Source organism: Streptomyces sp. NPDC050504, from assembly GCF_044458065.1.
Classification (GTDB): Bacteria; Actinomycetota; Actinomycetes; order Streptomycetales; family Streptomycetaceae; genus Streptomyces.
The window spans coordinates 239,654-264,456 of sequence record NZ_JBITHO010000001.1; the positions used below are offsets into that span (position 1 = coordinate 239,654).

A 24,803-nucleotide genomic window follows, 5' to 3' on the forward strand; every position below is an offset into this window, starting at 1 on the left:
TTACACGTGTGGGGGTCCGCTGAGGGGGGGGGGCCCCCGGGGGGGGGGGGGGGGGGGGGGCCCCCCCCCCCACCCCGCCCCGGCTTTCCGGGTGCTCACGCCCGCACCTCTTCCGCGAACGCCGCCAGCTCGCCCCGCGTCGGGTACGAATCCTGCGCGCCGCGCCGGGTGACCGCCGCCGCGCCGACCCGTACCGCGAACCGCACGGCCGCCACCAGGTCGTCGCCGAGCCCGAGCCGCCAGGCCAGCGCCGCCGTGAAGGCGTCGCCCGCACCGGTCGTGTCCACCGCCTCGACGCGCGGGCTCGCCACCCGCACCGTCCTCTCCCCGTCCGCGGCCAGCGCGCCCCCGGCGCCCAGCGTCACCACCACCGAACGCGGGCCGAGGGCCAGCAGCGCGGCGGCCCACTCCTCGGGCTCCTCGCCCGCGCCCTCCCCGATGACGACCCGCGCCTCGTGCTCGTTGACCACCAGCGGATCGCACGCCGCCAGGACGGCGGCGTCCAGCGGCGCGGGCGGCGACGGGTTCAGCACCAGCCTGGCCCCGGGCCGCAGCGCCCGCGCCACGGCCGCCACCGTCGCGGGCGGGATCTCCAGCTGTACGGAGACCACCCCCGCCCGCGCGAAGAGACCGCCCGCCGCCTCGACGTCCGCCGGGGTCAGCCGGGCGTTGGCCCCCGGCGACACCACGATGCTGTTGTCGCCCGAAGGGTCCACGGTGATCAGCGCGACCCCGGTGGGCGCACCGCCCGTCAGCATGCCCGAGACGTCCACGCCCGCCGCGCGCAGCGAGCCGGTCAGCAGCCGCCCGTGCGCGTCGTCGCCGACCCGGGCCAGCAGCGCCGTGTCCGCGCCGAGCCTGGCCGCGGCGACCGCCTGGTTGGCGCCCTTGCCGCCCGGGTGGACGGCGAGGTCCGAGCCGAGGACGGTCTCCCCCGCGGCGGGCCTGCGCTCGACGCCCACGACGAGGTCGGCGTTGGCCGAGCCGACCACCAGCAGGTCGCGAGGAGCCTGCCGCGCGCTCATGAGAAGTCCCCGACGTTCTTCGCGGTGACGACCTTGACCGGCACCTTCACCAGCGGCGCCACCCGCTCGCCCCTGGCCGCCCTCACCGCGTTCTCCACGGCGATCCGGCCCAGCTCCCGGGGCTGCTGCGCCACCGACGCGTACAGCGTGCCCGCCTCGACCGCCTTCAGCCCGTCGGGCGTGCCGTCGAAGCCGACCACGGCCACCGACCGGCCCGCCCCCGCGCCGAGCGCCTTGGCCGCGCCGAGCGCCATCTCGTCGTTCTCGGCGAACACGCCGTCGACGTCCGGGTGCGACTGGAGGAGGTTGGTCATCACGTCCAGGCCCTTGGTGCGGTCGAAGTCCGCGGGCTGCTTCGCCACGACCTCGATGCCGGGGAACGCCCTGATGCCGGCGGCGAAGCCCGCGCCGCGCTCCCGGCTGGCCGAGGTGCCGGCCGTGCCCTGGAGGACGACGATCCGGCCCTTGCCGCCCAACCGCTCGGCGAGGGTGCGCGCGGCGAGCCTGCCGCCCTCGACGTTGTCGGACGCGACGAGCGTCGCGGCCTTCGCCTCGTTGACGCCCCGGTCGGCGGCGACCACCGGCACGTCCGCCTTGTTCGCGGCGCGCACGGCGGGGCCGACCGCGTCGGAGTCCACCGGGTTGACGATGACGGCCTTCACGGAGCCGCCGGTGAAGTTCTGGAGCTGGTTGGCCTGCTGGGACGCGTCGTTCTGGGCGTCGGTCACGGTCAGCTCGACGCCCGCCTCCTCCGCCGCGGCCTGCGCGCCCGCCTTCATCTGCACGAAGAAGGGGTTGTTGAGCGTGGAGAGCGACATGCCGACCTTGGTGCCCGTCCCCGACGGGCCCGGGTTGAGCAGCGAGACGGCGGCGACGACGGCGGCCACCACGACCGCGGCGAGCGCCAGCCGCAGCTTGCTCGTGCCGCCGCCGGGGGACGCGGCGGCGGCGGGCGCCGCACCCGCCCTGCGGCGCACGGTGTCCAGCAGCACCGCGAGCGCGATGACCACGCCGATCACGACCTGCTGCCAGAACGCGGAGACCGAGAGGAGGTTGAGGCCGTTGCGCAGCACCGCGAGGATCAGCGCGCCGACCAGCGTCCCCGACGCCTTGCCGACGCCGCCCGCCAGGCTCGCGCCGCCGATGACGACCGCGGCGATCGCGTCCAGCTCGTACCCCTGCGCGGCCTGCGGCTGCGCGGAGGACAGCCGACTGGCCAGGACGATTCCGGCGGCGGCCGCGAACAGCCCCGACAGCGCGTAGACGACCAGCTTCTGCCGCTTGACGCGCAGCCCGGACAGCCGCGCGGCCTCCTCGTTGCCGCCGATCGCGTACATCGAACGGCCGATGTAGGTGCGGTTCAGGATCAGCGCCGTCAGCAGCCCCATGGCGACCATCACCAGGACCGGCACCGGCAGCCGGCCGCCGATGGTGTCGCCGAGGTGCGAGACCGAGTCGGGGAACGGGACGGGGCTGCCCTGCGAGACCACCAGCGACAGGCCGCGGGCCACCGAGAGCATCGCCAGCGTCGCGATGAACGGCGGGAGCTTCCCGTACGAGACGAGGGCGCCGTTGACGAAACCGCAGGCGATGCCCGTGGCGACCGCGAAGACCACCGCGAGCCACACCGGCACGCCCCCGCTCGTCGCCGACCAGGCGAGCACGGTCGCCGAGAGCGCGGCGACCGAGCCGACGGAGAGGTCGATGCCCGCCGAGACGATCACGAACGTGACGCCGAAGGCGAGGATCGCGGTCACCGCGGCCTGCACGCCGACGTTGAGGAGGTTCTGGGTGGTGAGGAAGTCGCCGGAGAGCAGCGACATCGCCACCACCAGGACCACCAGGGCGCTCAGCGCGCCGTTGTCGAGCAGGATCCCGCGGAGGGCGGCCGCGCCGCCACCGGCTCCCTTGATCGGCTGGGTGTCAGTGGCCACGGGAGCCCTCCACTCGGTCGGCGTCGTTGTCGTCGTTGCTGTTGGCGTTGTTGTCGTTGTCGTTGTTGTTGCCGTTGGGGGCGGTGACGGCGAGCGCCATCACCGCGTCCTGGGTCGCCTCGGCGGCGGGCAGTTCGCCCGCGAGCCTGCCGCCCGCCATCACCAGCACCCGGTCGCTCATGCCCAGCACCTCGGGGAGGTCGCTGGAGATCATCAGGACCGCGTGCCCGGACGCCGTCAGCTCGTTGACGAGCTGGTAGATCTCGACCTTGGCGCCCACGTCGATGCCGCGCGTCGGCTCGTCGAGGATCAGCACCTTCGTGTCGGCCAGCAGCCACTTGCCGATGACGACCTTCTGCTGGTTGCCGCCGGACAGGGTGCGCGCGTGCTGGTGCGGCCCCGCCATGCGCACGCCGAGCCGCTCGGCGATCCGGGCGGCCGCCGCGCTCTGCGCCGCGCGGTCCACCAGGCCCGCCCGCGTCGCCGAACGCAGCGTCACGAGCCCCAGGTTCTCCTCGACGGACGCGTCCAGGAGCAGGCCCTGGCCCTTGCGGTCCTCGGGCACGAGCCCGATCCCCGCGGCCATCGCCGCGTTCACGTCGCCCCCGCGCAGCCGTGCGCCGCGCACCTCCACGGTCCCCGCGTCGTAGGGGTCGGCGCCGAACACGGCGCGGGCGACCTCGGTGCGGCCCGCGCCCACCAGCCCCGCGACACCGACCACCTCACCGGCCCGCACCTCGAAGGAGACGTCATGGAAGGCGCCCGCCCTGCTCAACCCCCGTACGGCCAGCAGGGGTTCGGCGCTCTCGGCGCCCTCGGCGGCCTCGGGGCGCTCGCGCGGGTACTGCTGCTCGATGCTGCGCCCCACCATGAGCCGCACGAGGTCGTCCTCGGGCGTGTCGGCGGGCACCTGCCCGACGCTGCGGCCGTCGCGGACGACCGTGACGCGGTCGCCGAGCGCGGCGATCTCGTCGAGGTGGTGGGTGATGAAGACGACCGCGGTGCCGTCGGCGCGCAGCGCCCGGACGATCGAGAAGAGCCTGGCGACCTCGTCGGAGGTGAGCACGGCGGTCGGCTCGTCCATGATCAGGACGCGCGCCTCCAGGCTGAGCGCCTTGGCGATCTCGACCATCTGGAGCCGGGCGATGCCCAGGTCGCGGCACTTGGCGCGGGGGGACACGGCCAGCCCGACGCGCTCCAGGAGCTTCGCGGCCCCGGCCTCCATGCGGCCCCGGTCGATCAGCCCGAGGCGCCGGGGCTGGCGGCCGAGGAAGACGTTCTCGGCGACCGTCAGGTCGGGGACGAGGTTGAACTCCTGGTGGATCGTGGCGATGCCGAGCCGCTCGGCGTCCTGCGCGCCGTGGATGCGGACCTCGTGGCCCTCGACGAGGATGCGGCCGCTGTCGGGGCGGTAGGCGCCGGAGAGCATCTTGACGAGGGTGCTCTTGCCCGCGCCGTTCTCGCCGAGCAGCACGTGCACCTCGCCGCGGCGCAGGTCGAAGTCGACGCTGTCGAGCGCGACCACGCCGGGGAACGTCTTGCGGACGCCCTCCATGCGCAGCAACTCGTCCGGACGGTTCACGGGTCGCTCCTTCACTGGACGGGGGGCGCCTCGCCGCAGGAGCGGCGGACGACCAGCCGGGCGGGGAAGTCGACGGACCGGGCGGGCCTGCCCTCGATCAGGTCGACCAGGGCGCGCACGGCCGCCCGGCCAAGCTCGCCGGTCGGCTGCGCGATCGCGGTGATCGGCGGATCGGTGTGCACGAACCAGGGGATGTCGTCGAACGCGGCGAGCGCGATGTCGCCGGGGACGCGCAGCCCGCGCTCCCTGATCGCGTCCAGCGCGCCGAGCGCCATCAGGTTGTCGGCGGCGAACACCGCGTCGGGCGGCTCGGGCAGCGCCAGGAACCGCTCGGTGGCGCGGCGCCCGCTCTCCGCCTGGAAGTCGCCCTGCCCGATGTACGCGTCGGGGAGCGCGAGGCCCAGTTCGCCCAGCGCGTCGCGGAACGCCGCGACGCGCTCGCTGCCGGTGGTCGTGGCGGCCGGCCCGGCGATGATCGCGAGCCTGCGGTGGCCGAGGCCGTGGAGGTGGCGGACCAGCTCGCGCACGGCGGCCCTGCCGTCGGCGCGCACCACGGGAGGGCCCGGCGCGTCCAGGCCGGGGATCCAGCGGTCCACGAAGACCATCGGCGTACCGCCGCGCGCGGCGTCCAGCATGAGCGGGGAGCCGCCGTCGGTGGGGGAGACCAGGAGGCCGTCGATGCGCCGGTCGAGGAGCGTGCGGACGTGGTGGTCCTGGAGGTCGGGGCGCTCGTCGGCGTTGCCGATGATCACGCTGTAGCCCAGCGCGCGCGCCTCCTCCTCGACGGAGCGGGCCAGCGTGGTGAAGTACGGGTTGAGCACGTCGCTGATGACCAGGCCCAGGGTGCGCGTCTGGTCGGTCCGCAGGGACCTGGCGACGGCGTTGGGCCGGTAGCCGAGGGCCGCGACGGCGGCGAGCACCCGGGAGCGGGCGTCGGGGCTGACGGAAGGGTGATCGTTGAGGACCCGGGAGACCGTGGCGACGGAAACCCCCGCTTCGGCCGCGACGTCCTTGATGCTCGGCATCGCCCTGACCACCTCCTTGTGGTCTTGGAATCGATTACACGGGTGATTGGAATCGATTACACGGACCGTGCGCAAGGGGCTCGGGCCAGGGCGTGACCGGATCGTGATCAGGCGGTACGGGGGTGCGCGGGACCGCTCCGCGCCGAGGGGCCCGCGCGCCCCCGGGACGGCTCCGCGCCGAGGGGTCTACGTGCCCCCGGGACCGCGTTCCGTGCCGAGGGGCCCGCTCGCTCCCGGGACCGCTCCGCGCCGAAGGGGCTACGCGCCCCCGGGCTCGGGTCCCGCCGCGAAGCCCGCCGTGCCGTCCGGGAGCAGCGCCTCCACGCGCGCGCCGTGCTCCACCGTCCTGCTCACCGTGCAGTACTTCTCGTGCGTCAGCCGCACGCCCCGCTCGAACGCCTCCCGCGCACCTTCGGGCAGCTCCATCTCGTAGGCGATCCGGACCGTGCCCACCCGGCCGTCGTCCTCGGGGCCCGAGACCGACTCGACCGTGATCCGCAGGCCGTCGTCCACGACCGTGCGCGCCACCCGGTCCATCACCAGGCCGCCGCAGCCGCCCAGCGCCGCGAGCAGCAGTTCCACCGGAGTGAAGGAGGGCTGTGCGCCCTCGTCGTCCGCCGCGCCCACGCGCACCTCGGCGCCGCGCGCGTTGCGGACCGTCCAGCGGCGCGAGGACTCCCTGACCGCCTCGACGCGGTAGTCGGCCACGGCTCAGCCCTCCTCGTACGCCCGGTGGATGCCGAACTCCGCGCCCTGCGGGTCCCTGAGGACGCAGATGCGCGGGCCCTCGGGGACCGTGGCGGGCTCCATGACCACCTCGCCGCCCGCCGCCCCGGCCCGCTCGGCCGCGGCGTCCACGTCCGGGACGGCGAAGTACGGCAGCCAGTGCGGCGGCACGTCGGCCGGCACCTCCTCGTCCATCGCCGCCATCCCGCCGAAGTCCGCGCCGTCCACGCCCCACTGCGGATAGAACTCCGACGGGGCGACCGTCCACCCCAAGAGCGCCGGGTAGAACGCCAGCGCCGCCTCGGGGGCGCGCGTCGCCAGCTCGACCCAGCCCAGCGCGCCCGGGGCGTTCAGCAGCCCGGCGCCCGGGAAGGAGCGCGCCTGCCACACGTGGAACACCGCGCCCCCGGGGTCCGCGAGCATCGCGAAGCGGCCCATGTCGAAGACGTCCATCGGGCCCGCCAGCAGCGTCCCGCCCAGCCGCCGCGCCTCCTCGGCGCTCGCGTCCGCGTCGGCGGTCGCGAAGGAGACCTGCCAGCCCGCGGGCTGCTCGGGCGAGTAGAGCGGGGTGAGCGCGGCGACGGGCGCGTCCCCGACGTGGGCGACGGTGTAGCCGCCCGCCTCCTCGCGGGGGTCGGTCTCGCACCGCCAGCCGAAGAGCACGCCGTAGAACGCCCGCGACGCCGCCAGGTCGCTCGTGCTCAGCTCGACCCAGCAGGGACCGCCGAGCACAGGCTCGCCGAACTTCATGCCCGTACCTCCAGGAACGCGTCCCCCGGGAATGTGGCCCCCAGAGCACCGTACGTCCCGGTCGGCGGGCCTGCGACTCAGCTTCCGTCCCCGTCGCGGCCGGGCGCGCCGTCCTCGGGGGAGGCGCTCTCCCCGGCGCCGTCCGCCGCCGTGGGAGGCGCCGCCGTGGGAGCCGCCGCGCCGTCCGCCGCCGCCCCGGGAGGCGCCGCCGTGCGCACGGCCGGGGCCGCCGCCTGCATCCGCGCCGTGAGCTGCTGCACCTGCCGCTCCAGCCGCTTGACGCGGTCGACGATGTCCTCGGGCAGGTTCGGCATCAGAGGGCCTCCAGATAGAGCTCGGCGGTCTCGGCGCGCCCCCGCTCGGGCGGCTGCACCTTCACGCCCACCACCCGGAACGACGCGTCGAGGCCTTCGGCGAACCACACGTCCCTGATGCGCAGCCGCACCGCGGTGCCCAGCAGCGCGGGCGTACCGCCCCGGTCGAGGCGGATCTTGACGGCCGGGATCACCACCGGGCCGCGCAGCGCGGCCAGCTCGGCCCTCGCGATCGCGTTGAGCGTCGCCCTGTCGGTGGCGGCGCCGTGGTCGGACGAGACGTCGAGCTTGGGGTGCCCGTCGGCGATCAGGTCCCGGGCGAGCTGCTCGTCGGAGACCGCGGGGCGGTCGGCGTTCGGCGGGGTGCCGCCGCGCACCCTGACCGCCGTGCCGCCGCGGGTCGCGTCGCGCGGGAAGGAGTACGCGAGGACGTCCCCCGGGTGGTCGAGCACGACCGTGCCGTCGCCCACGAGGATGCGCGGCACCCCGAAGTGCAGCCGCTTGACGCGGTACCCGGTCGACGGGTCGCGGTAGACGGAGACCAGGTACTCGAACCCCGGCTCGATCGCGGCGAGCTGGTTGACCGCCTCCTCGACCGACGTCTCGTCGCCGTCGCGGAACGCCACCGTGCGCGGCGAGCCCTTGGGACCCGGCGCGAAGCCGACGCCGATGTTCCCGCCGGTCTCCTCGCGCTGCATGTACGCCCACAGGTCCCGGACGATCTGGAGGTCTTCGACGCCGGTGCGGGACCAGTCCTCCCGGACGTAGCGGCGGCCCGCGTACGAGTCGAAGGTCGCGGCCTGGAGCGCGACCGTGACGGTGCCCTGCTCGTCCATGGCCGGGGTGAGCGTCCAGACGATGCCGCCCCAGCAGATCTGCCCGTCCCGCTCCAGGTAGACCGCGGTCCTGCCCTCGACGACCTGCCGGACGCGCTCGGCCATGCGCCGGTTGGGGACGGGGATCGTCGCGGAGAGCGAGCCTGGCTTGCCGATGTAGTCGTCGTACTCCAGGCCCTGGAGGGGCAGCACGTCCAGGGCCGCGTCGGTGCGCAGGTCGGCGAAGAGGGCGCGGTAGAGGCTGGTGGGCACGGGCGGTCACACCACCGGGTCGACGCGGACGAAGCGGTTGTCGAAGTCGACCTGGGAGTTGAGCCTGCCGCTCGCGTAGGCCGCGGTGGCGACGTACTCCGCGCCCGGGGTCACCTTCAGCGCGAAGTTGGTGTAGACCGATGCCCGGCCCGCGACGCCCGAGAAGACCGCCGCGCGGTCCGCGCTCGCGGCGCTGACGACCGTGCTCCCCTGGCGGACGACGCACGAGACGTAACCGCCGAAGGCGTGTTCCACGATCACCAGGGCGCCGACGCTGATGTGGACGTAGCCGGACGGCGGGCCGACGAACGGCGCACTGCACCTGCCCGCCCCGTCGGGCGTCTCGTCGCGCAGCAGCTCCTCGTACTCCGGCTCCTCCTTCTTGGTGTAGCCCCGGTCCCCGGACAGCAGGAGGTACGCGTCCGGCACGTACTTCGCCCACCGGCTGCCGTCCCACCGCTCCAGGCGGCCGTTCGCGTCCCGGTACTGCCCCACGTGGTACCCGGACGTCGCCGCCCCCGGACCGCCGCCCGCCGGGATGATGCCGCCGAGCGCGGCCGTGTAGCGGCGCCGGTCGGTGACCGCCTGCGCCCAGGTGATCCCGGTCGCGGCCGAAGCGCCCGCGGGGACGCGGACGTGGTACAGCAGCTCCGCGTTCTTCGGCACCCCCGGCGGCACCGGGGCGGCGGCGGGCTCCCCGGGGATCAGCTCCAGGACCGAGGCGGGCGTGCCCGTACCGTCGTAGTCGGGGTCGTGGACCCGGACCACGAGCGCGTCGACCCTGGGCAGGGTCGCGTGGCCGTCCCTGAAGGTCAGCAGGGTGTCGGCGTCCACGGTCACCGGGTACGACCCCTGGGCCGCCGCGGACGTGCCCGCCACCCAGACGCGGCCGGGGGAGAGCCTGGCCTGCATGCTGACGGCGGCGCTCCCGGTGAGCTGGAGGCCGCCGTGGACGCACCCCGCGAGGGTGGTGAGCGGCCCGGTCGAGGCCATGCCGAGGCTCACGGCGAGCCGGGTGTCCTCCCGGGTCTGGCCGGTCGGCTGGTGCCAGGCGGAACGGATGGTCATCTGCGTGCTCCTGGGCTCGTCGTTGCTCGCTGCTCGTCGCCCGCTGCCGCGGACTGCCTCTCGTCGTCCGCCGGTCACCAGTCGGCGGAGCGCCAGCTGATCGTGGCGCTGGCCTGCTCGGGGTCGCCGTCGCGCGCCCGGAAGGAGAGCTGGTTGGCGCCGGGCGCCAGGGCGAACAGCTCCTCGGGCGCGCTGCCCACCGTCGCGGTGTGGCGCCTGGACGCCGTGCCGTTGAACGTCACGGTCCCGTCGGCCGCGTCCACGACCAGTTCGTCGCCCCGGGTCAGGGTGATGCCGTACTCCAGCCAGACGCCGCTGGAGCGGTTGGCCAGCCGGGGGTTGACGCACGGCCCGGCGAAGGTGATCACGGGGTGGGCCGGGGCGCTGCCGGTGTTCTCCGCCAGGAGGTCGCCGGTGGAGGTCGGCGCGCCCCAGTTCAGCGGCCACTCCAGGGGCCAGCGCAGCCCCGGCTCGGGCGCGGGCAGCCCCACGGACTCGCGCCGCTCCACCGCCTCGTACCGCCGGGGGTCCATCGCCTTCCACTGGAGCGTCGCCTTCGCCGTGCGGTTCGCGAGGAACTGGCGGTCGGTCGGTACGACGCGCTGGACCACCCGGGCGCGCACGGCCAGCGTCTCCCCGTACAACCGCACCGCGAGCCACTCCTCCTCGTCGCGCACCGCCGTCGCCGCGCGCAGCGCCCGCAGCGCGGCCAGTGCCGCTTCGGGGCCGCCGCCCGGGTCGGGCGCGAACCACACCTGGGCGGTCACCACGCGCGGCGAAGCCCACTGCGCGCCCGGCCAACCGCCGTGCCCCGCAGGCCGGTTGGCGTCGGCGGACTCCAGTCCCGGCAGCTCCTCCCAGCCGGTCAGGCCCTCCGCGGCGATCCAGAAGCGCGTGCCGGGGCCGAGCAGTAGGTCGCCCCACTGGACCTGGCCGTCCCGGCCGATCAGTGACGCCGCCATCTCAACCCCTCGCCCTCATCAGGAACATCAGCTCCTCGGCGGTCTGGCGGGGGCTGGAGCCCGACGCCTCGTGGTAGTGCTCGATCACCAGGCCGCCGCGCGCGCCCTGAGCGGCGGGGCCGGCGGCGGCGCGGCGGGCCAGCAGCGCGTCCAGCTTGGCGAGCGGCAGCACGGCCTCCGCCTGCCCGGCCTCGCCGAGCAGGGCGAGGGTGCCGCCCGCGCGCGGCAGGACGATGCCGCCGTCGGCGAGGGCGGGGATGGTCGGGATGTTGATCCCGAACGTCTCGCCGCCGATGCCCGGTATCCAGTCGGGGATGGTCACCTTCACCTGGTTGAGGGCGCCGATCGCCTTGTTGACCAGGCCGATCACGGCGTTGATGGGGCCGCGCACGGCGCCCAGCACGCTGTTGAACACGCCCTTGGTGAAGCCCGCGAGCCCGCTCCACGCCTTGTGCAGGCCGTTCTTGACGGCGTTGAAGGCGGCCGGGATCTTCTCCTTGAAGAAGTCGAGCACCGGGCGGACCACGGCCATGATCGCCTTGAGTACGGCGGTGATGATCGCCTTGTAGATGTTGAAGTACGTCTTGACCACGGTCCAGATGACCTTGAGCACCACCTGGAACGCGGTCTTGATGGCGTTCCAGGTCGTCTGGACCACCTTCTTCGCCACGCGCAGGGTCGTGCCGATGACGTCCCCGATGACCTTGAAGGCGGTCTTCACGATGCGCTGCACGGTCTTGGACTGCATGGCCATGTCGATCAGTTTGGTGATGAGCGGCATGAGCAGGGCCATGATCGCGCCGAAGACGTTCGCCTTCATCGCGGTGTTGAGGCCCTTCTGGGCGGTGGTGACGCCCTGGAGGCCGGTCTTCATGCGGCCCATCAGCCCGCCGCCCTTGCCTGCGGACTTCCCGGCCCCGTCCATGGCCCGGTCGGCCTTCTTCGCGCTTGCGGCGGCGGCGTCGGCCTCGCGCTTCACGCCCTTGAGCCCGGTCGCGGTGCGGTCGAGCCCGCCCTTGATCTTCGTGACGGCCCGGTCGGTGCCCTGCACGGTGGTGCGGAGCTTGTTCACCCCGGACTCCGCCTGGCCGGCGTTGGTGCGCAGGCCCCGGAAGCCGGCGGCGGAGCGGTTCAGCGCTTGGATCAGCGACATGGTCGGTTCCCTCCCTTCGGCGGGTCAGCCCAGCTCGGCCGCGAGGCGGTTGATGCGGCGCTCCAGGCGGTCGATGGCCTGTGACGCCTGGTCGATGTTCCGCACGTCGGCCGTGCCCTGCCCGGTCCTGCTGCCCTGTCCGCCGCGCTGTGCGGCGCTCGCCTGACGGCTGAGGGCGCGCTCGGCCTTGGTGTCGGCGGTACGGGCGAGGGCCTTGGCCTCCGACGCGCTCGTCCGGGCCGCGCGCGCGGCCCGGCTGGCGGCGCCCACGTTCCTGATGGTGCGAGACAGGGACTTCTGGGTCTGAGTGATCGAGTTCTTGAGCTGCTCAGGGGTGAGGCCCTCGCTCTTCAGACGCTTCTGCTCCCTGCGCTCCGCGATGAACTCGTTGAGGTTGAAGTCCCTTCCGTACAGCCTGAAGTTGGTCTCGGCGCCTTTGATGCCGATCTGGCCGCCGATGGCTTCGCCTTTGAGGCCGGTCATCTCGGCGCCCGCACGGCTGGCGTTCGCCCAGGCATCCTTGAGCTTCGTGACGACGTCGTTCGCCGTGAGCTCCAGCTGCTTCTTGATCCACGCGGCCTGCGCGGCCTGGGCCTCGGCGTGTTCCTTGCTGCCGGGGCCGAAGTACGGCCCCATCGGATGCGTCATCGTGCCGCCCCTCGCCAAGAGCGCCTCAACCGAAGAACCGCATCAGCTCCGCCGCGCTCGGCGCCCCGTCCTCCGCGGGCGCTTCCTTCGCGGGCGCGTCCTCGAAGGGCCCCGTCGCCTCCACCCCCGGGCGCGGTACCGGGTCCGGGGCCGGCGGCGCCGGCTCGTCCTCGTCGCGGTTGACCGACGCGAACATCCAGTTGGCGATCGCCAGGTGGTCGACCGTCGCGGCCAGCAGGTGGTCCGTCAGGGACCACTGGGCCGCCTCGCCCTCCCGCTCCCGCACGAACGCGCTCTCGCGCGGCAGGTGGCGCACCAGCACCGAAAGGCGGCGCGACGTCAGCGCGCCCCTGTGCCAGTCCAGCAGGTCCACCCCGTAGAACCGCAGCAGATCCGCCTCCAGCGCCTCGGCGTGCTCCTCCACCAGCGCGCCGAGGCTCAGCCTTCCCCCACGCCAAGGCCCGTCTCCTCCCCGTACGCGTTGAGGATCGCGGACACGTCCTGGACGCTGATGTCGTGCGCGCACAGCCGCTTGTACTGCTCGTCGCCGAGCAGCAGCGCGAGCAGCCCGTCGAGGTCGTTGTCGTCCAGCGCGGCGAGCGCCTTCGCGGCGCTGCGCGGGATCTCGGTCGGCAGGCCGTAGGTCTCCCCGTCGACCTCGAACTCCCACTGGAGGCCGAGGGCTTCGAGGCGCTGGGCGCGGGCCGCGTTGACGTTGAACTTGGCGGGCATCGGTCGGGTCTCCTCCTACTTCGCGTACGCGGGGTCGTTCATCAGCCACACGGCGAGCGGCGCGGTGCTGTCCGTGGCCAGCGCGGTGAAGGTGAGGCCGAGCTTCAGCGCGGCGGTGCGGGTGAGCTGGAGCTCCTCGGTCTCGGTGACCTGGCCGCGCTGGATGACGAAGCGGTAGCGGATGACGCCGCCGTCCGCGAACTCCACGCCCAGCATCCGCTCGTCCTCGACGGGTTCGGCGGCGATCTCGTACCGGTACAGCTTCGACCCCTCGGCGGTCTCCTTGACCGCGGCGCCGCCGAAGAAGAACGGCAGCGTGTCCTCGTTCAGTTGCAGCAGCGCGAACTTCACCGTCAGGTCGCGGTCGGAGTAGACGAAGCGCGCCGGGCTGACGGACTGCCAGGTGTCGACGGGGTCGATCTTGTCCTTCTTGTTGAAGCGGATGCCGTCCGTGGTGGTGTACCCGAGGTCGCGCCAGGCTGCGGGCCACTGTGCGGTGACGTCGGTGGGCGCGGGCGTGCCCAGGGGCGCGGTGAGGACGCGGCCCGTGCCGGCCACGCGGATCTCGCTCGGGTTCATTCCTGGCATGTGGATGCTCCTTCGCAGTGGTGTGCGCGGTCGCGGGAGTGCGGTGTTCAGGCCGGACGGATCGAGAGCCGCGTGGTGGAGAGGTAGCGCGCGGCGGCCTGGTGCCGGTAGTCGGGCAGCCAGCGCGGCCCGTCCGCCTCGACCGCGTCGGTGACGTGGGCGGTGCCGTACGCGGTGCCGCGCACCGTCAGCAGCGCGGTGCGGGCCGCCGTGGCGACGGCGTGCGCCGTCGGCTTGTCGGGGCCGTACACCTCCAGGTCGATCAGCGGCTGGTCCAGGCCCAGGTCCTCCGTCCACACCCCGCCCGACCTGGAGACCAGCACCGCCTTCTGCGTGCCGTCGAACCCGGGCGGCGTGCGGTTGTCGACGATCACGCCGGACAGTTCGCCACGGCTCTTGAGGTGGTCCACGACCAGGCGCTCGACGTCGGGGAACGGGATCGGAGGCTCGGGCATGCGCGCTCCTGAAAGCTGTCGGAAAGCATGAACAGGCAGGCAGGGAACGCGAGTTGACGGCGCCCCCATCGCCGTCGCCAGTGTGTCCCGTGGTGCTGAGGAGTTCAACAGGTGTTCCTGATAAGGGAGTTGACGTTCCACATGTGACGCGGGCGTGGGGTGCTGTTGGCTCGGCCGGGGCGCCGTGCCACGCTGGGACCACCCGAGGGCCCCGAGCGCGGCGAAGGGGATTCGCATGAGCGAGAGCATCGACCGGCGCACCCGGAAGGCCGGAGCGGGCCGGGGGGAGCGCGTCGCGGACTGGGCCGACGGACGGCTGGGCGTCCACACCCTGGCCAGGACCCAGATGCGCAAGATCTTCCCCGACCACCCGACGTTCATGTTCGGCGAGATCTGCCTCTACAGCTTCCTGATCCTGATCCTCACCGGCGTCTACCTCACGCTCTTCTTCGAGCCGAGCGGCGCCGAGGTCGTCTACGACGGCTCGTACAAACCACTCCAGGGCATCCGCATGACGCGCGCCTTCGAGTCGACCGTGGACATCAGCATGGAGGTGCGCGGCGGGCTGCTGATCAGGCAGATCCACCACTGGGCCGCGCTGGTCTTCGTCGCCGGGATGCTCGCGCACATGATGCGGGTCTTCTTCACCGGCGCCTTCCGCAGGCCGCGCGAGCTGAACTGGCTGTTCGGCTGGACGCTGTTGATGCTCGGCCTGATCACCGGGCTCACCGGCTACTCCCTCCCCGACGACCTGCTCTCGGGCACCGGCATCCGCTTCGCGCAGGGCGCCATCCTGTCCATCCCGGTGGTGGGGACGTACCTGTCGTTCTTCCTCTTCGGCGGGGAGTTCCCCGGCGAGGACATCATCCCCAGGCTCTACTCGGTGCACGTCCTGCTGCTGCCCGGCATCATGCTCGGCCTGGTCGTGGCCCATCTGGTGCTGGTCTTCTACCACAAGCACACCCAGTTCGCCGGGCCCGGCAGGACCGAGCGCAACGTCGTCGGCGTGCCCTTCCTGCCCAACTACGTCGCCAAGGCGGGCGGGTTCTTCTTCCTGGTCTTCGGGGTGCTGGCGCTGATGGGCGCGGTCGCGAGCATCAACCCCGTCTGGAACATCGGCCCCTACCGGCCCGACATGGTCTCCACCGGAGCCCAGCCCGACTGGTACCTCGGCTTCTCCGAGGGGCTGATCCGGGTCATGCCCGCCTGGGAGGTCAACGCCTGGGGCCACACCCTCCAGCTCGGCGTCTTCATCCCCTTCGCGCTCTTCCCGCTGATCATGGCGGTCATCGCGGTCTACCCCTTCGTCGAGGCCTGGGCCACGCGCGACGACCGCGAGCACCACATCGCGGACCGGCCGCGCAACGCCCCCGTGCGCACCGCGTTCGGCGTGGCCTGGCTGACCGTCTACGCGGTGCTGCTGGTCGGCGGCGGCAACGACCTGTGGGCCACCCGCTTCCACCTCTCGATCAACGCGATCACCTGGTTCGTGCGCGTCGCCTTCTTCGTCGGGCCCGTGCTCGCCTTCGTCGTCACCAAGCGGATCTGCCTCGGGCTCCAGCGCCGCGACCGCGAGAAGGCGCTGCACGGCCGCGAGTCCGGTGTCGTCAAACGGCTGCCGCACGGGGAGTACGTCGAGGTCCACGAACCCCTCACGCAGGGGCAGCGGTACACCCTCACCGCGCACGAGCAGCCCGAGCCGTACGCACCGGGACCGCTCGTCGACGAGAACGGCGTGGCCCGCAAGGTGCGGCGCGGCGAGCTGCTGCGGGCCAGGGTGTCGCGCGCGCTGTACGGGCCGGGCTCGCACGTGCCGAAGGCGACGGCCGACGAGCACCGGGAGCTGCGGAGCGGGGAGGGGCACGGCGCCGATCACGGGTGAGTAATACTCGGTGCATGAAGTCATCCATTACGGGTGCGGTGTCGATGCGGCGGGCGACCGCCGCCGACGCCCCGCGCCTGACCCGGCTCGTCCGGCGCTCCCGCGCCTACGAGGGCCACTACGCGTCGATGGTCGCCGGCTACCGCGTCGGCCCCGACTACATCGAGACCCACGAGGTGTACGCCGCCGTCGCGGCCGACGGCCGGATCCTCGGCTTCTACGCGCTCCTGGTCGAGCAGCGGGAGCTCGACCTGATGTTCGTCGCCGACGACGCGCAGGGCCTCGGCGTCGGCCGCACCCTCGCCGCCCACATGAAGCAGACCGCGCGGGCCGCCGGGATCGGGCGCGTGCGGGTCGTGTCGCACCCGCCCGCCGAGGGGTTCTACCTCAGCGTGGGCGCGGAGCGCGTCGGCACGGTGCGGGCCGCGCCGCCCGCGGTGCTGTGGGACCGGCCCGAGCTGGAGTTCCCCCTGACGGGATGAGGGGGCCGCGCCGCCGCCTCCTCGTACCGCGCGAGGACCAGCGCGGCCACGGCCGGATGGCCGATCAGCGGGGCCGAGACCCGGTGGGCGCCCGCCAGGGCCGCGCGCCGGGCGAAGTGCCCCGGGGCCAGGAGGTAGCGGGCCAGGAGCACGCGCGCATGGCCCCCGGCGCGCAGCGCCGCCACCGCGTCCCGCGGCGTCGGGGCCGCCGCGCAGAGGTACGAGGCGCTCACCCGGGCCCCGGTGCGCTCCGCCAGCAGCCCGGCCATGCGCGCGGTCTCGGCGTTCGCCGCCGGGTCCGTGGAACCCGCCGCCGCCAGGACCACGGGCGACCCGGCGGGCACGGGGCCCAGCAGCTCGGCCAGCGCGTCCGCGAGCAGCGGATCGGGCCCCAGCGCCCGCGCCGTGCGGGCGCGCAGGTGCGGGGCGCGGGACAGGGCGTCAGGGATGTCGCCGCGGACGTGGAAGCCGTTGCCCAGGAGCAGCGGCACCAGCACGGCGGCGCCGCGCAGCCGGGCCAGGACCGCGTCGAGGCCGGGCTCCACCAGGTCGAGCCAGCCCAGCTCGACGCGCAGCCCGGGGCGCAGCGCCCGCACCCGGTCGGCCAGCGCGAGCGTGGCGGCCACCCCTTCCGCGTCGCGGGTGCCGTGGGCGACCAGCACCAGAGGGGGCGCGTCCGGCACGAGGGCGGCGGTGCTCATCGCTCGGCCTCCACCTCCAGCCGGTACCCGCGTTTGGGCACCGTACGGATCAGCCCCGCGTACGGCCCCAGCGCGGCGCGCAGCCGCGCCACCGCGGCCTCCACCGCGTGCTCGTCCGTCCGCGCGCCCGCGCCGTCGCCCGCCCGCCCCGCCCACACCCGGCGCAACAGCTCCGCCCTGCTCAGCACCCAGCCGGGCCGCTGCGCCAGCGCGTGCAGCACCGCCGCGGACACCGGCGGCAGCCACAGGACCTCCTCGTCCACCAGCAGCGCACTGCCCTGGAGCGCCAGCACCCGCCCGCCGAAGCGCAGTTCGCGCCGGTGCCGGCCGGGCAGCGTCTCGGTGAGCGTGCGCACCATCGCGCCGAGCCGCCCGCGCTCCGGCCACACCGTCGCCACGCCCAGCTCCTGGAGCGGCCGGGCGCACACCGGACCCACGCACACCGTGAGCACGGACCCCTCGCGCAGCCGCGCCAGCACGTCCCCGTGGAGCGCGGCGTCGCCCTGAGCCCGCGCCGCCCGCGCCGCCTCCAGGAACGCGGTGATCGCGGGCGCGCTGGTGAACGTCAGGGCCTGCACCTCGCCGCGCGCCGTCCGCTCCACGAGCCTGCGCACCGCGTCCGGGTCCTCGGGCGGCGCCCAGCGGTACACCGGCACCTCGACGACCTCCGCGCCGCGCTCCCGCAGCGCCGCCGTGAACCCGGGCAGCGGCGCCCCGTGCTCCTGGACCGCGACGCGCCGCCCGGCCACCCCGCGCTCCAGCAGCCACGCCAGCAGCTCGTCGATCGCCTCGGATTCCGGCGCGTACGCCTCCGTCAGCCCGCTCGCCCGCACCGCGCCCGTCGCCTTCGGCCCGCGCGACAGCACCGCCGCGCCCGCACAGGCGCGCGCCAGGTCGGCGCCGCGCCCCCAGCCGTCGGCCGCGCTCATCCAGCCGCGCCAGCCCACGCCCGTGGTGGCCACCACGTAGTCGAGCGGCCCCGCCAGGCACCGCTCGGTGGCGCCGCGCAGCGCCGCGTCGTCGTCGAGCGGCACGATCCGCAGGGAAGGCGCCTCGACGACGCGCGCACCCCTGCGCACCAGGAGGGCGCTCAACTCGTCGCGCCTGCGCGCCGCCGTGACGCCCACGGTGAAGCCGGTGAGCGGCGCGCGCGGCGCCCGCCGCGTGCCGCGCGGTTCTTCGGACTCGCCAGTAGCCATGCCCCGCAGACTCAGCCAGCGCCGTTGCACCGGTGTTGCCCCCGGATCACGGGCGGGTTAGCGCACGCCCGCCGAATGTTACGGAAGATGTCGCGGCGCCCACGTCGCCGCCGCCGGGGCGTGAGAACCGCATATCCCGCGCGCAACACGAGGGACGCGGGCGCGAAACGCCACCGGGCGACGATCCCTGCCATGACGACGACCGACACCCACTGCCCGTACTGCTCGCTCCAGTGCGGAATGCGGCTCTCCGGCCGCCCGCCGCAGGCGGTGGAGGTGCTGGAGCGCCCCGACTTCCCGGTGAACAGGGGCGTCCTGTGCGGCAAGGGCCGTACGGCCGCGGCCGTCCTGTCCCGCTCCGCCCGGCTCACCGCCCCGCTGGTGCGCGACGGCGGCGCGCTGCGCGAGGCGTCCTGGGACGAGGCGCTGGAGCGGGTCGCGCGCGGCCTCGCGGCGGCCGGGGAACGGGTCGGCGTCTTCGGCGGCGGCGGGCTCACCAACGAGAAGGCCTACCTCCTGGGCAAGTTCGCCCGCGTCGTGCTGCGCACCCCGCACATCGACTACAACGGCCGCTTCTGCATGTCGTCCGCGGCGGCCGCGCACCGCAAGGCCTTCGGCATCGACCGGGGCCTGCCCTTCCCGCTGGAGGACGTCTCCCGTACGGACTGCCTCGTCCTGGTCGGCGCCAACCCCGCCGAGACCATGCCGCCCGCCCTGCGCCACCTCCGCGAACTGCGCGAGAACGGCGGCACGCTGATCGTCGTCGACCCCCGCCGCACCAAGACCGCCGAACTGGCCGACCTGCACCTCCAGCCCGTGCCCGGCACCGATCTGGCACTCGCGCTCGGCCTGCTGCACCTGGTCGTCGCGGGCGGCCTCACCGACCCGGAGTTCATCGCGGAGCGCACCAGCGGCTTCGAGGGCGCGCGGGCCGCCGCCATGGCGCACTGGCCCGAGCGCGTCGAGGGGATCACCGGCGTCCCGGCCGCCGCGATGCGCGAGGCCGCCGAGACGTTCGCGCGCGCCCGCACCGGCATGGTCCTCACCGCGCGCGGCCCCGAGCAGCAGTCCAAGGGCGTGGACACCGTCGGCGCCTGGATCAACCTCGCCCTCGCCACCGGCAAGGCGGGCCGCCCGCTGTCCGGCTACGGCTGCCTCACCGGACAGGGCAACGGCCAGGGCGGCCGCGAACACGGCCAGAAGGCCGACCAGCTTCCCGGCTACCGCGCCATCGACGACCCGGCCGCCCGCGAGCACGTCGCCCGCGTCTGGGGCGTCGACCCCGCCGACCTCCCCGGCCCGGGACGCTCCGCGTACGAACTCCTCGACGGGCTCGGGCAGCCGGACGGCGTCAGGGCGCTGCTCCTGATGGGCTCCAACCCGGTCGTCTCCGCGCCGCGCGCCGCCCACGTCGAACGGCGGCTGCGCTCCCTGGACTTCCTCGCCGTGTCCGACCTGGTCCTCTCCGAGACCGCCGCGCTGGCCGACGTCGTCCTGCCCAGCGCCCAGTGGGCCGAGGAGACCGGCACCACCACCAACCTGGAGGGCAGGGTGATCCTGCGCCGCAAGGCGGTCGACGCCCCCGAAGGCGTACGCACCGACCTCGCCGTCCTGCGCGAGCTGGCCGCCCGCCTCGGCACCGACAAGGGCTTCCCCGACGACCCCGAGGAGGCGTTCGACGAACTGCGCCGCGCCTCGGCCGGGGGCCGGGCCGACTACGCGGGCATCAGCTACCGGCGCATCGCCGAGGAGGACGGCGTCTTCTGGCCCTGCCCCGACGAGGACCACCCCGGCACGCCCCGGCTCTTCCTCGACCGCTTCGCCACCCCCGACGGCCGGGCCCGCTTCGCCGCCGTCTCGCACCGCCCCGCCGCCGAGGAACCCGACGCCGACTACCCGCTGTACCTGACGACCGGGCGGGTCGCGGCGCAGTACCAGAGCGGCGCCCAGACCCGCAGGGTGGCCGCGCTCAACCGGGCCGCGCCGGGGCCGTTCGTCGAGATCCACCCGCACCTCGCGGACCGGCTCGGCGTGGCCGACGGCGACGCGCTCGCGGTGAGCAGCAGGCGCGGCAGGGCGCTGGCCCCCGCCCGGATCACCGACACGATCCGGCCCGACACGGTCTTCATGCCGTTCCACTGGGGCGGCGAAGGACGGGCCAACGCGCTGACCAACCCGGCGCTGGACCCGACGTCGAAGATGCCGGAGTTCAAGGTGTGCGCGGTGCGCGTGGAGGCGGTCCGATGAGCAGGCGCACGACAGGCCGCGCCGGACACCGCATCGCCGTCGTCGGCGCGGGCATGGCCGCCGCGCGCTTCGCCGAGCGGTACACCGCGCTCGGCGGTCCTGGCCGGGTCACGCTGTACGGGGCCGAGCCGCGCGCCCCGTACAGCAGGGTCCTCCTCGCGGACGTCCTCACCGGCCGGTACGGCGCCGACGACATCGCCCTGCCGACCGGCGGCGCCGCACTGCGCACCGGCGCCGAGGTCACCGCGCTCGGGCCCGGCGCCCTCACCCTGGACGACGGCACCCGCGCCCCGTACGACACCCTCGTCATCGCCACGGGCGCCAACCCGGTCCTGCCGCCCGTCCGGGGACTGCGCGGGCCGGACGGCGAACTCGTCGGCGGCGTCCACTCCTTCCGCACGGTCGCCGACTCCACGCGGCTGGCCGCCGACGCCGCGCACGCCACCCGCGCCGTGGTCGTCGGCGGCGGCGTGCTCGGCGTGAGCGCCGCCAGGGCGCTCGCCGCGCTCGGACTGCCCGTCGAGATCGTGCACCAGGCCCCGCACCTGATCGAACGCCACCTGGACGAGGAGGCGGGCGCGGTGCTGCGCACCCGGCTCGCCGCGCTCGGCGTCGAGACCTACCCGGGCAACCGCGCCCGCGCGCTGCACGGCACCCACCGCGTGAGCGCCGTCGAGCTGGCGAGCGGCTACGTCCTGGCGGCCGACCTGGTGGTGCTCGCCTGCGGCGTCCGCCCGCGCACCGGACTCGCCCGCGCGGCGGGACTGCCGGTGCGCGCGGGGGTGGTCGTGGACGGGACGCTGGCGGTGACCGGCCAGCCGCCCCGCGGGGAGCCCGCCGTGTACGCGATCGGCGACTGCGCCGAGCACCGGGGCACCGTCCACGGCCTCGCCGCCCCCGCCTGGGAACAGGCCGACGTCCTCGCCGCCCGCCTCTCCGGCGCCGACCCGGACGCCGTCTACACCGGCACCCGCCCGCTCTCCCGGCTCACCGCGGGACCCCTCGAATACGCGGCGTTCGGGGACCCCACGGCCGAAGGGCCCGGCGTGGACGTGCTCCGCCTCGCGGACGCCACGCGCGCCACGTACAAGAAGCTCCTGCTGCGCGGCGACCGGCTCGTCGGCGGCGTCCTCGTGGGCGACCTCGCCACCGTCGGCGCCCTCACCCGCGCCTACCTCCGCGACGACCCGCTGCCCGGGTCCCTCGCGCCCCTGCACCTGCTCACCACCCAAGGAGCCGCCCGATGACAGCGACACCCCAGCACCTGGTCCTGGTCGGCCACGGCATGGTCGGCCAGCGCTTCCTGGAGGCACTGGCCGGGCAGCCCGGAGCGCGCGACGCCTGGCGCGTCACGGTCCTGGCCGAAGAGCCCAGGCCCGCCTACGACCGGGTCCACCTCACCTCGTGGTTCTCCGGCACCACGCCCGAGGAACTCTCGCTGTGCGCCGACGGCTTCATCGCGGAGCACGGCATCGAGCTGCTGCTCGCCGACCCCGCGACCGCGATCGACCGCGAGGCCCGCACGGTCACCACCCGCTCCGGCCGCACCCTGGCCTACGACGCCCTGGTCCTGGCCACCGGCTCGTACCCCTTCGTCCCGCCGGTACCCGGCCACGACGCCCCCGGCTGCCACGTCTACCGCACCATCGAGGACCTGGAGGGCATCCGCGCGGACGCCGGGCGAGCCAGGACCGGGGCCGTCGTCGGCGGCGGGCTGCTCGGCCTGGAGGCGGCGGGCGCGCTCAAGGCGCTCGGCCTGCGGACCCACGTCGTGGAGTTCGCCCCGCGCCTGATGGCCCTCCAGGTCGACGAGGGCGGCGGCGAGGTGCTGCGCCGCAAGATCGAGGACCTGGGCGTGCGGGTCCACACCGGCGCGGGCACCCAGCGCGTCGAGACCGGCGAAGACGGCAGGGTGCGCGCCATGACCCTGTCGGACGGCACCGAACTCGCCGCCGATCTGGTGGTGTTCTCGGCCGGGGTGCGCCCGCGCGACCAGCTCGCCAGGGAGTGCGGACTGCCGGTGGGGGAGCGCGGCGGGATCGTCGTCGACGAGCACTGCCGCACCGCCGACCCCGCCGTGTGGGCGATCGGCGAGTGCGCGCTCGCCGCCGACGGCCGGGTCTACGGACTGGTCGCGCCGGGCTACGAGATGGCCCAGACGGCCGCCGCCCGGCTCATGTCGGGGGAGGGGCGGTTCACCGGCGCCGACACCTCCACCAAGCTCAAGCTCCTCGGCGTCGACGTGGCCAGCTTCGGCGACGCGCACGGCGCCACCGAAGGCAGCCTCGACGTGCTGTACGCCAACAGCCGCGACGGCGTCTACAAGAAGCTCGTCATCGGCGCGGACGGCGCCCTGCTCGGCGGCGTCCTGGTCGGCGACACCGACGCGTACGCCACCCTGCGCCCGCTCGCCGCCGGCGGCGCCCCGCTCACCGCGCCGCCCGAGCAACTGGTGCTCCCCGCGGGCCGGGAGCCGGTCAGGCTGGAGCTGCCCGACGAGGCCGTCGTCTGCTCCTGCAACAACGTCAGCAAGGGAGAGATCAGGGCCGCCGTGCGCACCGGGGGCCGCACCTCGGTCCCCGAGGTCAAGAAGTGCACCAAGGCCGGGACCAGCTGCGGAAGCTGCGTCAAGCTGCTGTCCTCGATCGTCACCGACGAACTCGCCGCGAGCGGCGTCGAGACCGCCGCGGGACTCTGCGAGCACTTCACCCGCACCCGCGCCGAGCTGTACGAGATCGTCCGCGTCAAGGGCATCGACTCCTTCGCCCGCCTCGTCGACGAGCACGGCACGGGCGAGGGCTGCGACGTCTGCAAGCCCGCCGTCGCCTCGATCCTCGCGGGCCTCGCGGGCGGCCACATCCTCGACGGCGAACAGGGCGCGCTCCAGGACACCAACGACCACTTCCTCGCCAACCTCCAGCGGGGCGGCTCCTACTCGATCGTGCCCCGCGTCCCCGGCGGCGAGATCACCCCCGAAGGCCTCATCACCATCGGCGAGATCGCCCGCGACTACGGCCTCTACACCAAGATCACCGGCGGTCAGCGGATCGACCTCTTCGGCGCCTCGGTCGACCAACTCCCGCCCATCTGGAAGCGGCTGGTCGAAGCGGGCTTCGAATCGGGCCACGCGTACGGCAAGGCGCTGCGCACCGTGAAGTCCTGCGTGGGGGAGACCTGGTGCCGGTACGGCGTCCAGGACTCGGTGGGCCTCGCCATCGAACTGGAGCTGCGCTACCGGGGCCTGCGCGCCCCGCACAAGATCAAGGCGGCGGTCTCCGGCTGCGCCCGCGAGTGCGCCGAGGCCCAGTCGAAGGACTTCGGCGTCATCGCCACCTCCACCGGGTGGAACCTCTACGTCGGCGGCAACGGCGGCATGACGCCCCGCCACGCCGACCTGCTCGCCGCCGACCTCGACCGCGAGACGCTGCTGCGCACCGTCGACCGCTTCCTGATGTTCTACATCCGCACCGCCGACCGCCTGGAGCGCACCGCGCCCTGGCTGGAGCGGCTGGACGGCGGCCTGGCCCACCTGCGCGCCGTGCTCCTGGACGACGCGCTCGGCATCTGCGCCGACCTCGACGAACTGATGGCCAGGCACGTCGAGACGTACCAGGACGAGTGGGCCGCCACCCTCGCCGACCCCGACCGGCTCCGCCGCTTCGTCTCCTTCGCCAACGCGCCCGGCACCCCCGACCCCACCATCCGCTTCGCCCCCGAGCGGGGCCAGATCCGCCCGGCCCGCCCCGGCGAACCGATCGCGGGCCCCGCACTGGAGGTACGCACCCGATGACCACGACGGCGCCCGCCGCTCTCCGCACCGAAGAAGCCCCGACCGCCCCCGCCCCCGCCGCCGTCGAGATCCACGACGGCACCCGCTGGGAACGCGTCTGCGCGCTGGAGGACCTCGTCCCCGGCAGGGGCGTCGCCGTCCTCGTCGGCGCCGAACAGATCGCCGTCTTCCGGGACCGCGCCGACCGCCTCTACGCGCTCGCCAACCGCGACCCGTTCAGCGGCGCCCACGTCCTGTCGCGCGGCCTCACCGGCAGCCGCGGCGGCGTCCCGGTCGTCGCGTCGCCCATGTACAAGCAGGCCTTCGACCTGCGCACCGGGGTCTGCCTGGACGACGAGGAGTGCCCGCCGCTGCGCGTGTGGCCCGTGCGCGCCGCGGGCACGCCGCTCACCTCACGGCCCGCCACCGCCGGTGTGCGCGAGACGTAGCACCCCCGAGCCACCGGCGGCGGC

Annotated in this window: 24 protein-coding genes; 6 read left to right on the forward strand and 18 right to left on the reverse strand. The window is 74.5% G+C overall.

All coding sequences use genetic code 11. The features are described 5' to 3' along the window. Positions 1-95 precede the first annotated feature (95 nt). The 16 genes from ACIBNE_RS01010 to ACIBNE_RS01085 all read right to left on the reverse strand — a co-directional run bounded on the left by ACIBNE_RS01010 (position 96) and on the right by ACIBNE_RS01085 (position 14,050). A complete protein-coding gene (locus ACIBNE_RS01010) occupies positions 96-1,025 on the reverse strand; it encodes a ribokinase (protein ID WP_399268068.1) in 930 nt (309 codons plus the stop codon). Next, positions 1,022-2,959, reverse strand: coding sequence for a substrate-binding domain-containing protein (locus ACIBNE_RS01015; protein WP_399268070.1), 1,938 nt, complete (start codon positions 2,957-2,959; stop codon positions 1,022-1,024). The genes ACIBNE_RS01010 and ACIBNE_RS01015 overlap by 4 nt, the downstream gene beginning before the upstream one ends. Next, on the reverse strand, positions 2,949-4,541 hold the full coding sequence (locus tag ACIBNE_RS01020) for a sugar ABC transporter ATP-binding protein (protein WP_399268072.1): 1,593 nt from the start codon (positions 4,539-4,541) through the stop codon (positions 2,949-2,951). Before ACIBNE_RS01020 ends, ACIBNE_RS01015 begins: the two co-directional genes overlap by 11 nt. A gap of 11 nt (positions 4,542-4,552) precedes the next feature. Next, the gene (locus ACIBNE_RS01025; protein WP_399268074.1) at positions 4,553-5,566 is read right to left on the reverse strand and encodes a LacI family DNA-binding transcriptional regulator; all 1,014 of its coding nucleotides are present in this window, start codon (positions 5,564-5,566) and stop codon (positions 4,553-4,555) included. A 258-nt stretch (positions 5,567-5,824) separates the two neighbouring features. After that, the gene (locus ACIBNE_RS01030; RefSeq protein WP_399268076.1) at positions 5,825-6,274 is read right to left on the reverse strand and encodes an OsmC family protein; all 450 of its coding nucleotides are present in this window, start codon (positions 6,272-6,274) and stop codon (positions 5,825-5,827) included. A gap of 3 nt (positions 6,275-6,277) precedes the next feature. Beyond that, positions 6,278-7,042 carry a VOC family protein gene (locus tag ACIBNE_RS01035; RefSeq protein ID WP_399268078.1) on the reverse strand — a complete coding sequence of 255 codons (765 nt, stop codon included), beginning with the start codon at positions 7,040-7,042 and terminating at the stop codon, positions 6,278-6,280. A gap of 77 nt (positions 7,043-7,119) precedes the next feature. After that, the gene (locus tag ACIBNE_RS01040) at positions 7,120-7,356 is read right to left on the reverse strand and encodes a hypothetical protein (RefSeq protein ID WP_399268080.1); all 237 of its coding nucleotides are present in this window, start codon (positions 7,354-7,356) and stop codon (positions 7,120-7,122) included. Beyond that, entirely contained in the window at positions 7,356-8,444 is a 1,089-nt protein-coding gene (locus ACIBNE_RS01045) for a hypothetical protein (protein WP_399268082.1), read from the reverse strand. The genes ACIBNE_RS01040 and ACIBNE_RS01045 overlap by 1 nt, the downstream gene beginning before the upstream one ends. A gap of 6 nt (positions 8,445-8,450) precedes the next feature. Next, a complete protein-coding gene (locus ACIBNE_RS01050; RefSeq protein WP_399268084.1) occupies positions 8,451-9,512 on the reverse strand; it encodes a hypothetical protein in 1,062 nt (353 codons plus the stop codon). Positions 9,513-9,586: 74 nt separating this feature from the next. Then, the gene (locus tag ACIBNE_RS01055) at positions 9,587-10,474 is read right to left on the reverse strand and encodes a phage distal tail protein (protein WP_399268086.1); all 888 of its coding nucleotides are present in this window, start codon (positions 10,472-10,474) and stop codon (positions 9,587-9,589) included. A gap of 1 nt (position 10,475) precedes the next feature. Next, on the reverse strand, positions 10,476-11,627 hold the full coding sequence (locus ACIBNE_RS01060; protein ID WP_399268088.1) for a hypothetical protein: 1,152 nt from the start codon (positions 11,625-11,627) through the stop codon (positions 10,476-10,478). Between the two features lie 24 nt (positions 11,628-11,651). Then, positions 11,652-12,275, reverse strand: a complete 624-nt coding sequence (locus ACIBNE_RS01065) for a hypothetical protein (RefSeq protein ID WP_399268090.1) — start codon at positions 12,273-12,275, stop codon at positions 11,652-11,654. 25 nt (positions 12,276-12,300) lie between these two features. After that, positions 12,301-12,648: a hypothetical protein gene (locus ACIBNE_RS01070; RefSeq protein ID WP_399269991.1), complete on the reverse strand. Its 348-nt coding sequence runs from the start codon at positions 12,646-12,648 to the stop codon at positions 12,301-12,303. 65 nt (positions 12,649-12,713) lie between these two features. Next, positions 12,714-13,007, reverse strand: coding sequence for a hypothetical protein (locus tag ACIBNE_RS01075; protein ID WP_399268092.1), 294 nt, complete (start codon positions 13,005-13,007; stop codon positions 12,714-12,716). Positions 13,008-13,022: 15 nt separating this feature from the next. Further along, the gene (locus tag ACIBNE_RS01080) at positions 13,023-13,595 is read right to left on the reverse strand and encodes a phage tail protein (RefSeq protein ID WP_399268094.1); all 573 of its coding nucleotides are present in this window, start codon (positions 13,593-13,595) and stop codon (positions 13,023-13,025) included. Between the two features lie 47 nt (positions 13,596-13,642). Then, a complete protein-coding gene (locus ACIBNE_RS01085) occupies positions 13,643-14,050 on the reverse strand; it encodes a hypothetical protein (RefSeq protein WP_399268096.1) in 408 nt (135 codons plus the stop codon). 235 nt (positions 14,051-14,285) lie between these two features. Between ACIBNE_RS01085 and ACIBNE_RS01090 the strand changes: the two genes are divergently transcribed. Beyond that, positions 14,286-15,932: a cytochrome bc complex cytochrome b subunit gene (locus ACIBNE_RS01090; protein WP_399268098.1), complete on the forward strand. Its 1,647-nt coding sequence runs from the start codon at positions 14,286-14,288 to the stop codon at positions 15,930-15,932. Between the two features lie 14 nt (positions 15,933-15,946). Continuing rightward, a complete protein-coding gene (locus ACIBNE_RS01095; protein ID WP_399268100.1) occupies positions 15,947-16,414 on the forward strand; it encodes a GNAT family N-acetyltransferase in 468 nt (155 codons plus the stop codon). Here ACIBNE_RS01095 and ACIBNE_RS01100 read toward each other — a convergent pair. Both ACIBNE_RS01100 and ACIBNE_RS01105 read right to left on the reverse strand, forming a co-directional pair. Next, positions 16,315-17,115: a sirohydrochlorin chelatase gene (locus ACIBNE_RS01100; RefSeq protein WP_399268103.1), complete on the reverse strand. Its 801-nt coding sequence runs from the start codon at positions 17,113-17,115 to the stop codon at positions 16,315-16,317. The genes ACIBNE_RS01095 and ACIBNE_RS01100 overlap by 100 nt on opposite strands. Continuing rightward, positions 17,112-18,314, reverse strand: coding sequence for a uroporphyrinogen-III synthase (locus ACIBNE_RS01105; protein ID WP_399268105.1), 1,203 nt, complete (start codon positions 18,312-18,314; stop codon positions 17,112-17,114). The genes ACIBNE_RS01100 and ACIBNE_RS01105 overlap by 4 nt, the downstream gene beginning before the upstream one ends. Positions 18,315-18,506: 192 nt before the next feature. Between ACIBNE_RS01105 and ACIBNE_RS01110 the strand changes: the two genes are divergently transcribed. The 4 genes from ACIBNE_RS01110 to nirD are packed head-to-tail and all read left to right on the forward strand — an operon-like array spanning position 18,507 to position 24,779. Next, a complete protein-coding gene (locus ACIBNE_RS01110; RefSeq protein WP_399268107.1) occupies positions 18,507-20,561 on the forward strand; it encodes a molybdopterin oxidoreductase family protein in 2,055 nt (684 codons plus the stop codon). Beyond that, the gene (locus ACIBNE_RS01115; protein ID WP_399268109.1) at positions 20,558-21,808 is read left to right on the forward strand and encodes an NAD(P)/FAD-dependent oxidoreductase; all 1,251 of its coding nucleotides are present in this window, start codon (positions 20,558-20,560) and stop codon (positions 21,806-21,808) included. Before ACIBNE_RS01110 ends, ACIBNE_RS01115 begins: the two co-directional genes overlap by 4 nt. Continuing rightward, positions 21,805-24,351: a nitrite reductase large subunit NirB gene (gene nirB / locus ACIBNE_RS01120; protein WP_399268111.1), complete on the forward strand. Its 2,547-nt coding sequence runs from the start codon at positions 21,805-21,807 to the stop codon at positions 24,349-24,351. The genes ACIBNE_RS01115 and nirB overlap by 4 nt, the downstream gene beginning before the upstream one ends. Beyond that, positions 24,348-24,779 carry a nitrite reductase small subunit NirD gene (gene nirD / locus ACIBNE_RS01125; protein ID WP_399268113.1) on the forward strand — a complete coding sequence of 144 codons (432 nt, stop codon included), beginning with the start codon at positions 24,348-24,350 and terminating at the stop codon, positions 24,777-24,779. The genes nirB and nirD overlap by 4 nt, the downstream gene beginning before the upstream one ends. Positions 24,780-24,803 lie beyond the last annotated feature (24 nt).

Coding starts and splice junctions, on each gene's coding strand:
- ACIBNE_RS01010 (WP_399268068.1), bottom strand. CDS start 1,025: ATGAGCGCGCGGCAGGCTCCTCGCGACCTGCTGGTGGTCGGCTCGGCC.
- ACIBNE_RS01025 (WP_399268074.1), bottom strand. CDS start 5,566: ATGCCGAGCATCAAGGACGTCGCGGCCGAAGCGGGGGTTTCCGTCGCC.
- ACIBNE_RS01035 (WP_399268078.1), bottom strand. CDS start 7,042: ATGAAGTTCGGCGAGCCTGTGCTCGGCGGTCCCTGCTGGGTCGAGCTG.
- ACIBNE_RS01040 (WP_399268080.1), bottom strand. CDS start 7,356: ATGCCGAACCTGCCCGAGGACATCGTCGACCGCGTCAAGCGGCTGGAG.
- ACIBNE_RS01050 (WP_399268084.1), bottom strand. CDS start 9,512: ATGACCATCCGTTCCGCCTGGCACCAGCCGACCGGCCAGACCCGGGAG.
- ACIBNE_RS01055 (WP_399268086.1), bottom strand. CDS start 10,474: ATGGCGGCGTCACTGATCGGCCGGGACGGCCAGGTCCAGTGGGGCGAC.
- ACIBNE_RS01060 (WP_399268088.1), bottom strand. CDS start 11,627: ATGTCGCTGATCCAAGCGCTGAACCGCTCCGCCGCCGGCTTCCGGGGC.
- ACIBNE_RS01065 (WP_399268090.1), bottom strand. CDS start 12,275: ATGACGCATCCGATGGGGCCGTACTTCGGCCCCGGCAGCAAGGAACAC.
- ACIBNE_RS01075 (WP_399268092.1), bottom strand. CDS start 13,007: ATGCCCGCCAAGTTCAACGTCAACGCGGCCCGCGCCCAGCGCCTCGAA.
- ACIBNE_RS01080 (WP_399268094.1), bottom strand. CDS start 13,595: ATGCCAGGAATGAACCCGAGCGAGATCCGCGTGGCCGGCACGGGCCGC.
- ACIBNE_RS01085 (WP_399268096.1), bottom strand. CDS start 14,050: ATGCCCGAGCCTCCGATCCCGTTCCCCGACGTCGAGCGCCTGGTCGTG.
- ACIBNE_RS01090 (WP_399268098.1), top strand. CDS start 14,286: ATGAGCGAGAGCATCGACCGGCGCACCCGGAAGGCCGGAGCGGGCCGG.
- ACIBNE_RS01095 (WP_399268100.1), top strand. CDS start 15,947: ATGAAGTCATCCATTACGGGTGCGGTGTCGATGCGGCGGGCGACCGCC.
- ACIBNE_RS01100 (WP_399268103.1), bottom strand. CDS start 17,115: ATGAGCACCGCCGCCCTCGTGCCGGACGCGCCCCCTCTGGTGCTGGTC.
- ACIBNE_RS01105 (WP_399268105.1), bottom strand. CDS start 18,314: ATGGCTACTGGCGAGTCCGAAGAACCGCGCGGCACGCGGCGGGCGCCG.
- ACIBNE_RS01110 (WP_399268107.1), top strand. CDS start 18,507: ATGACGACGACCGACACCCACTGCCCGTACTGCTCGCTCCAGTGCGGA.
- ACIBNE_RS01115 (WP_399268109.1), top strand. CDS start 20,558: ATGAGCAGGCGCACGACAGGCCGCGCCGGACACCGCATCGCCGTCGTC.
- nirB (WP_399268111.1), top strand. CDS start 21,805: ATGACAGCGACACCCCAGCACCTGGTCCTGGTCGGCCACGGCATGGTC.
- nirD (WP_399268113.1), top strand. CDS start 24,348: ATGACCACGACGGCGCCCGCCGCTCTCCGCACCGAAGAAGCCCCGACC.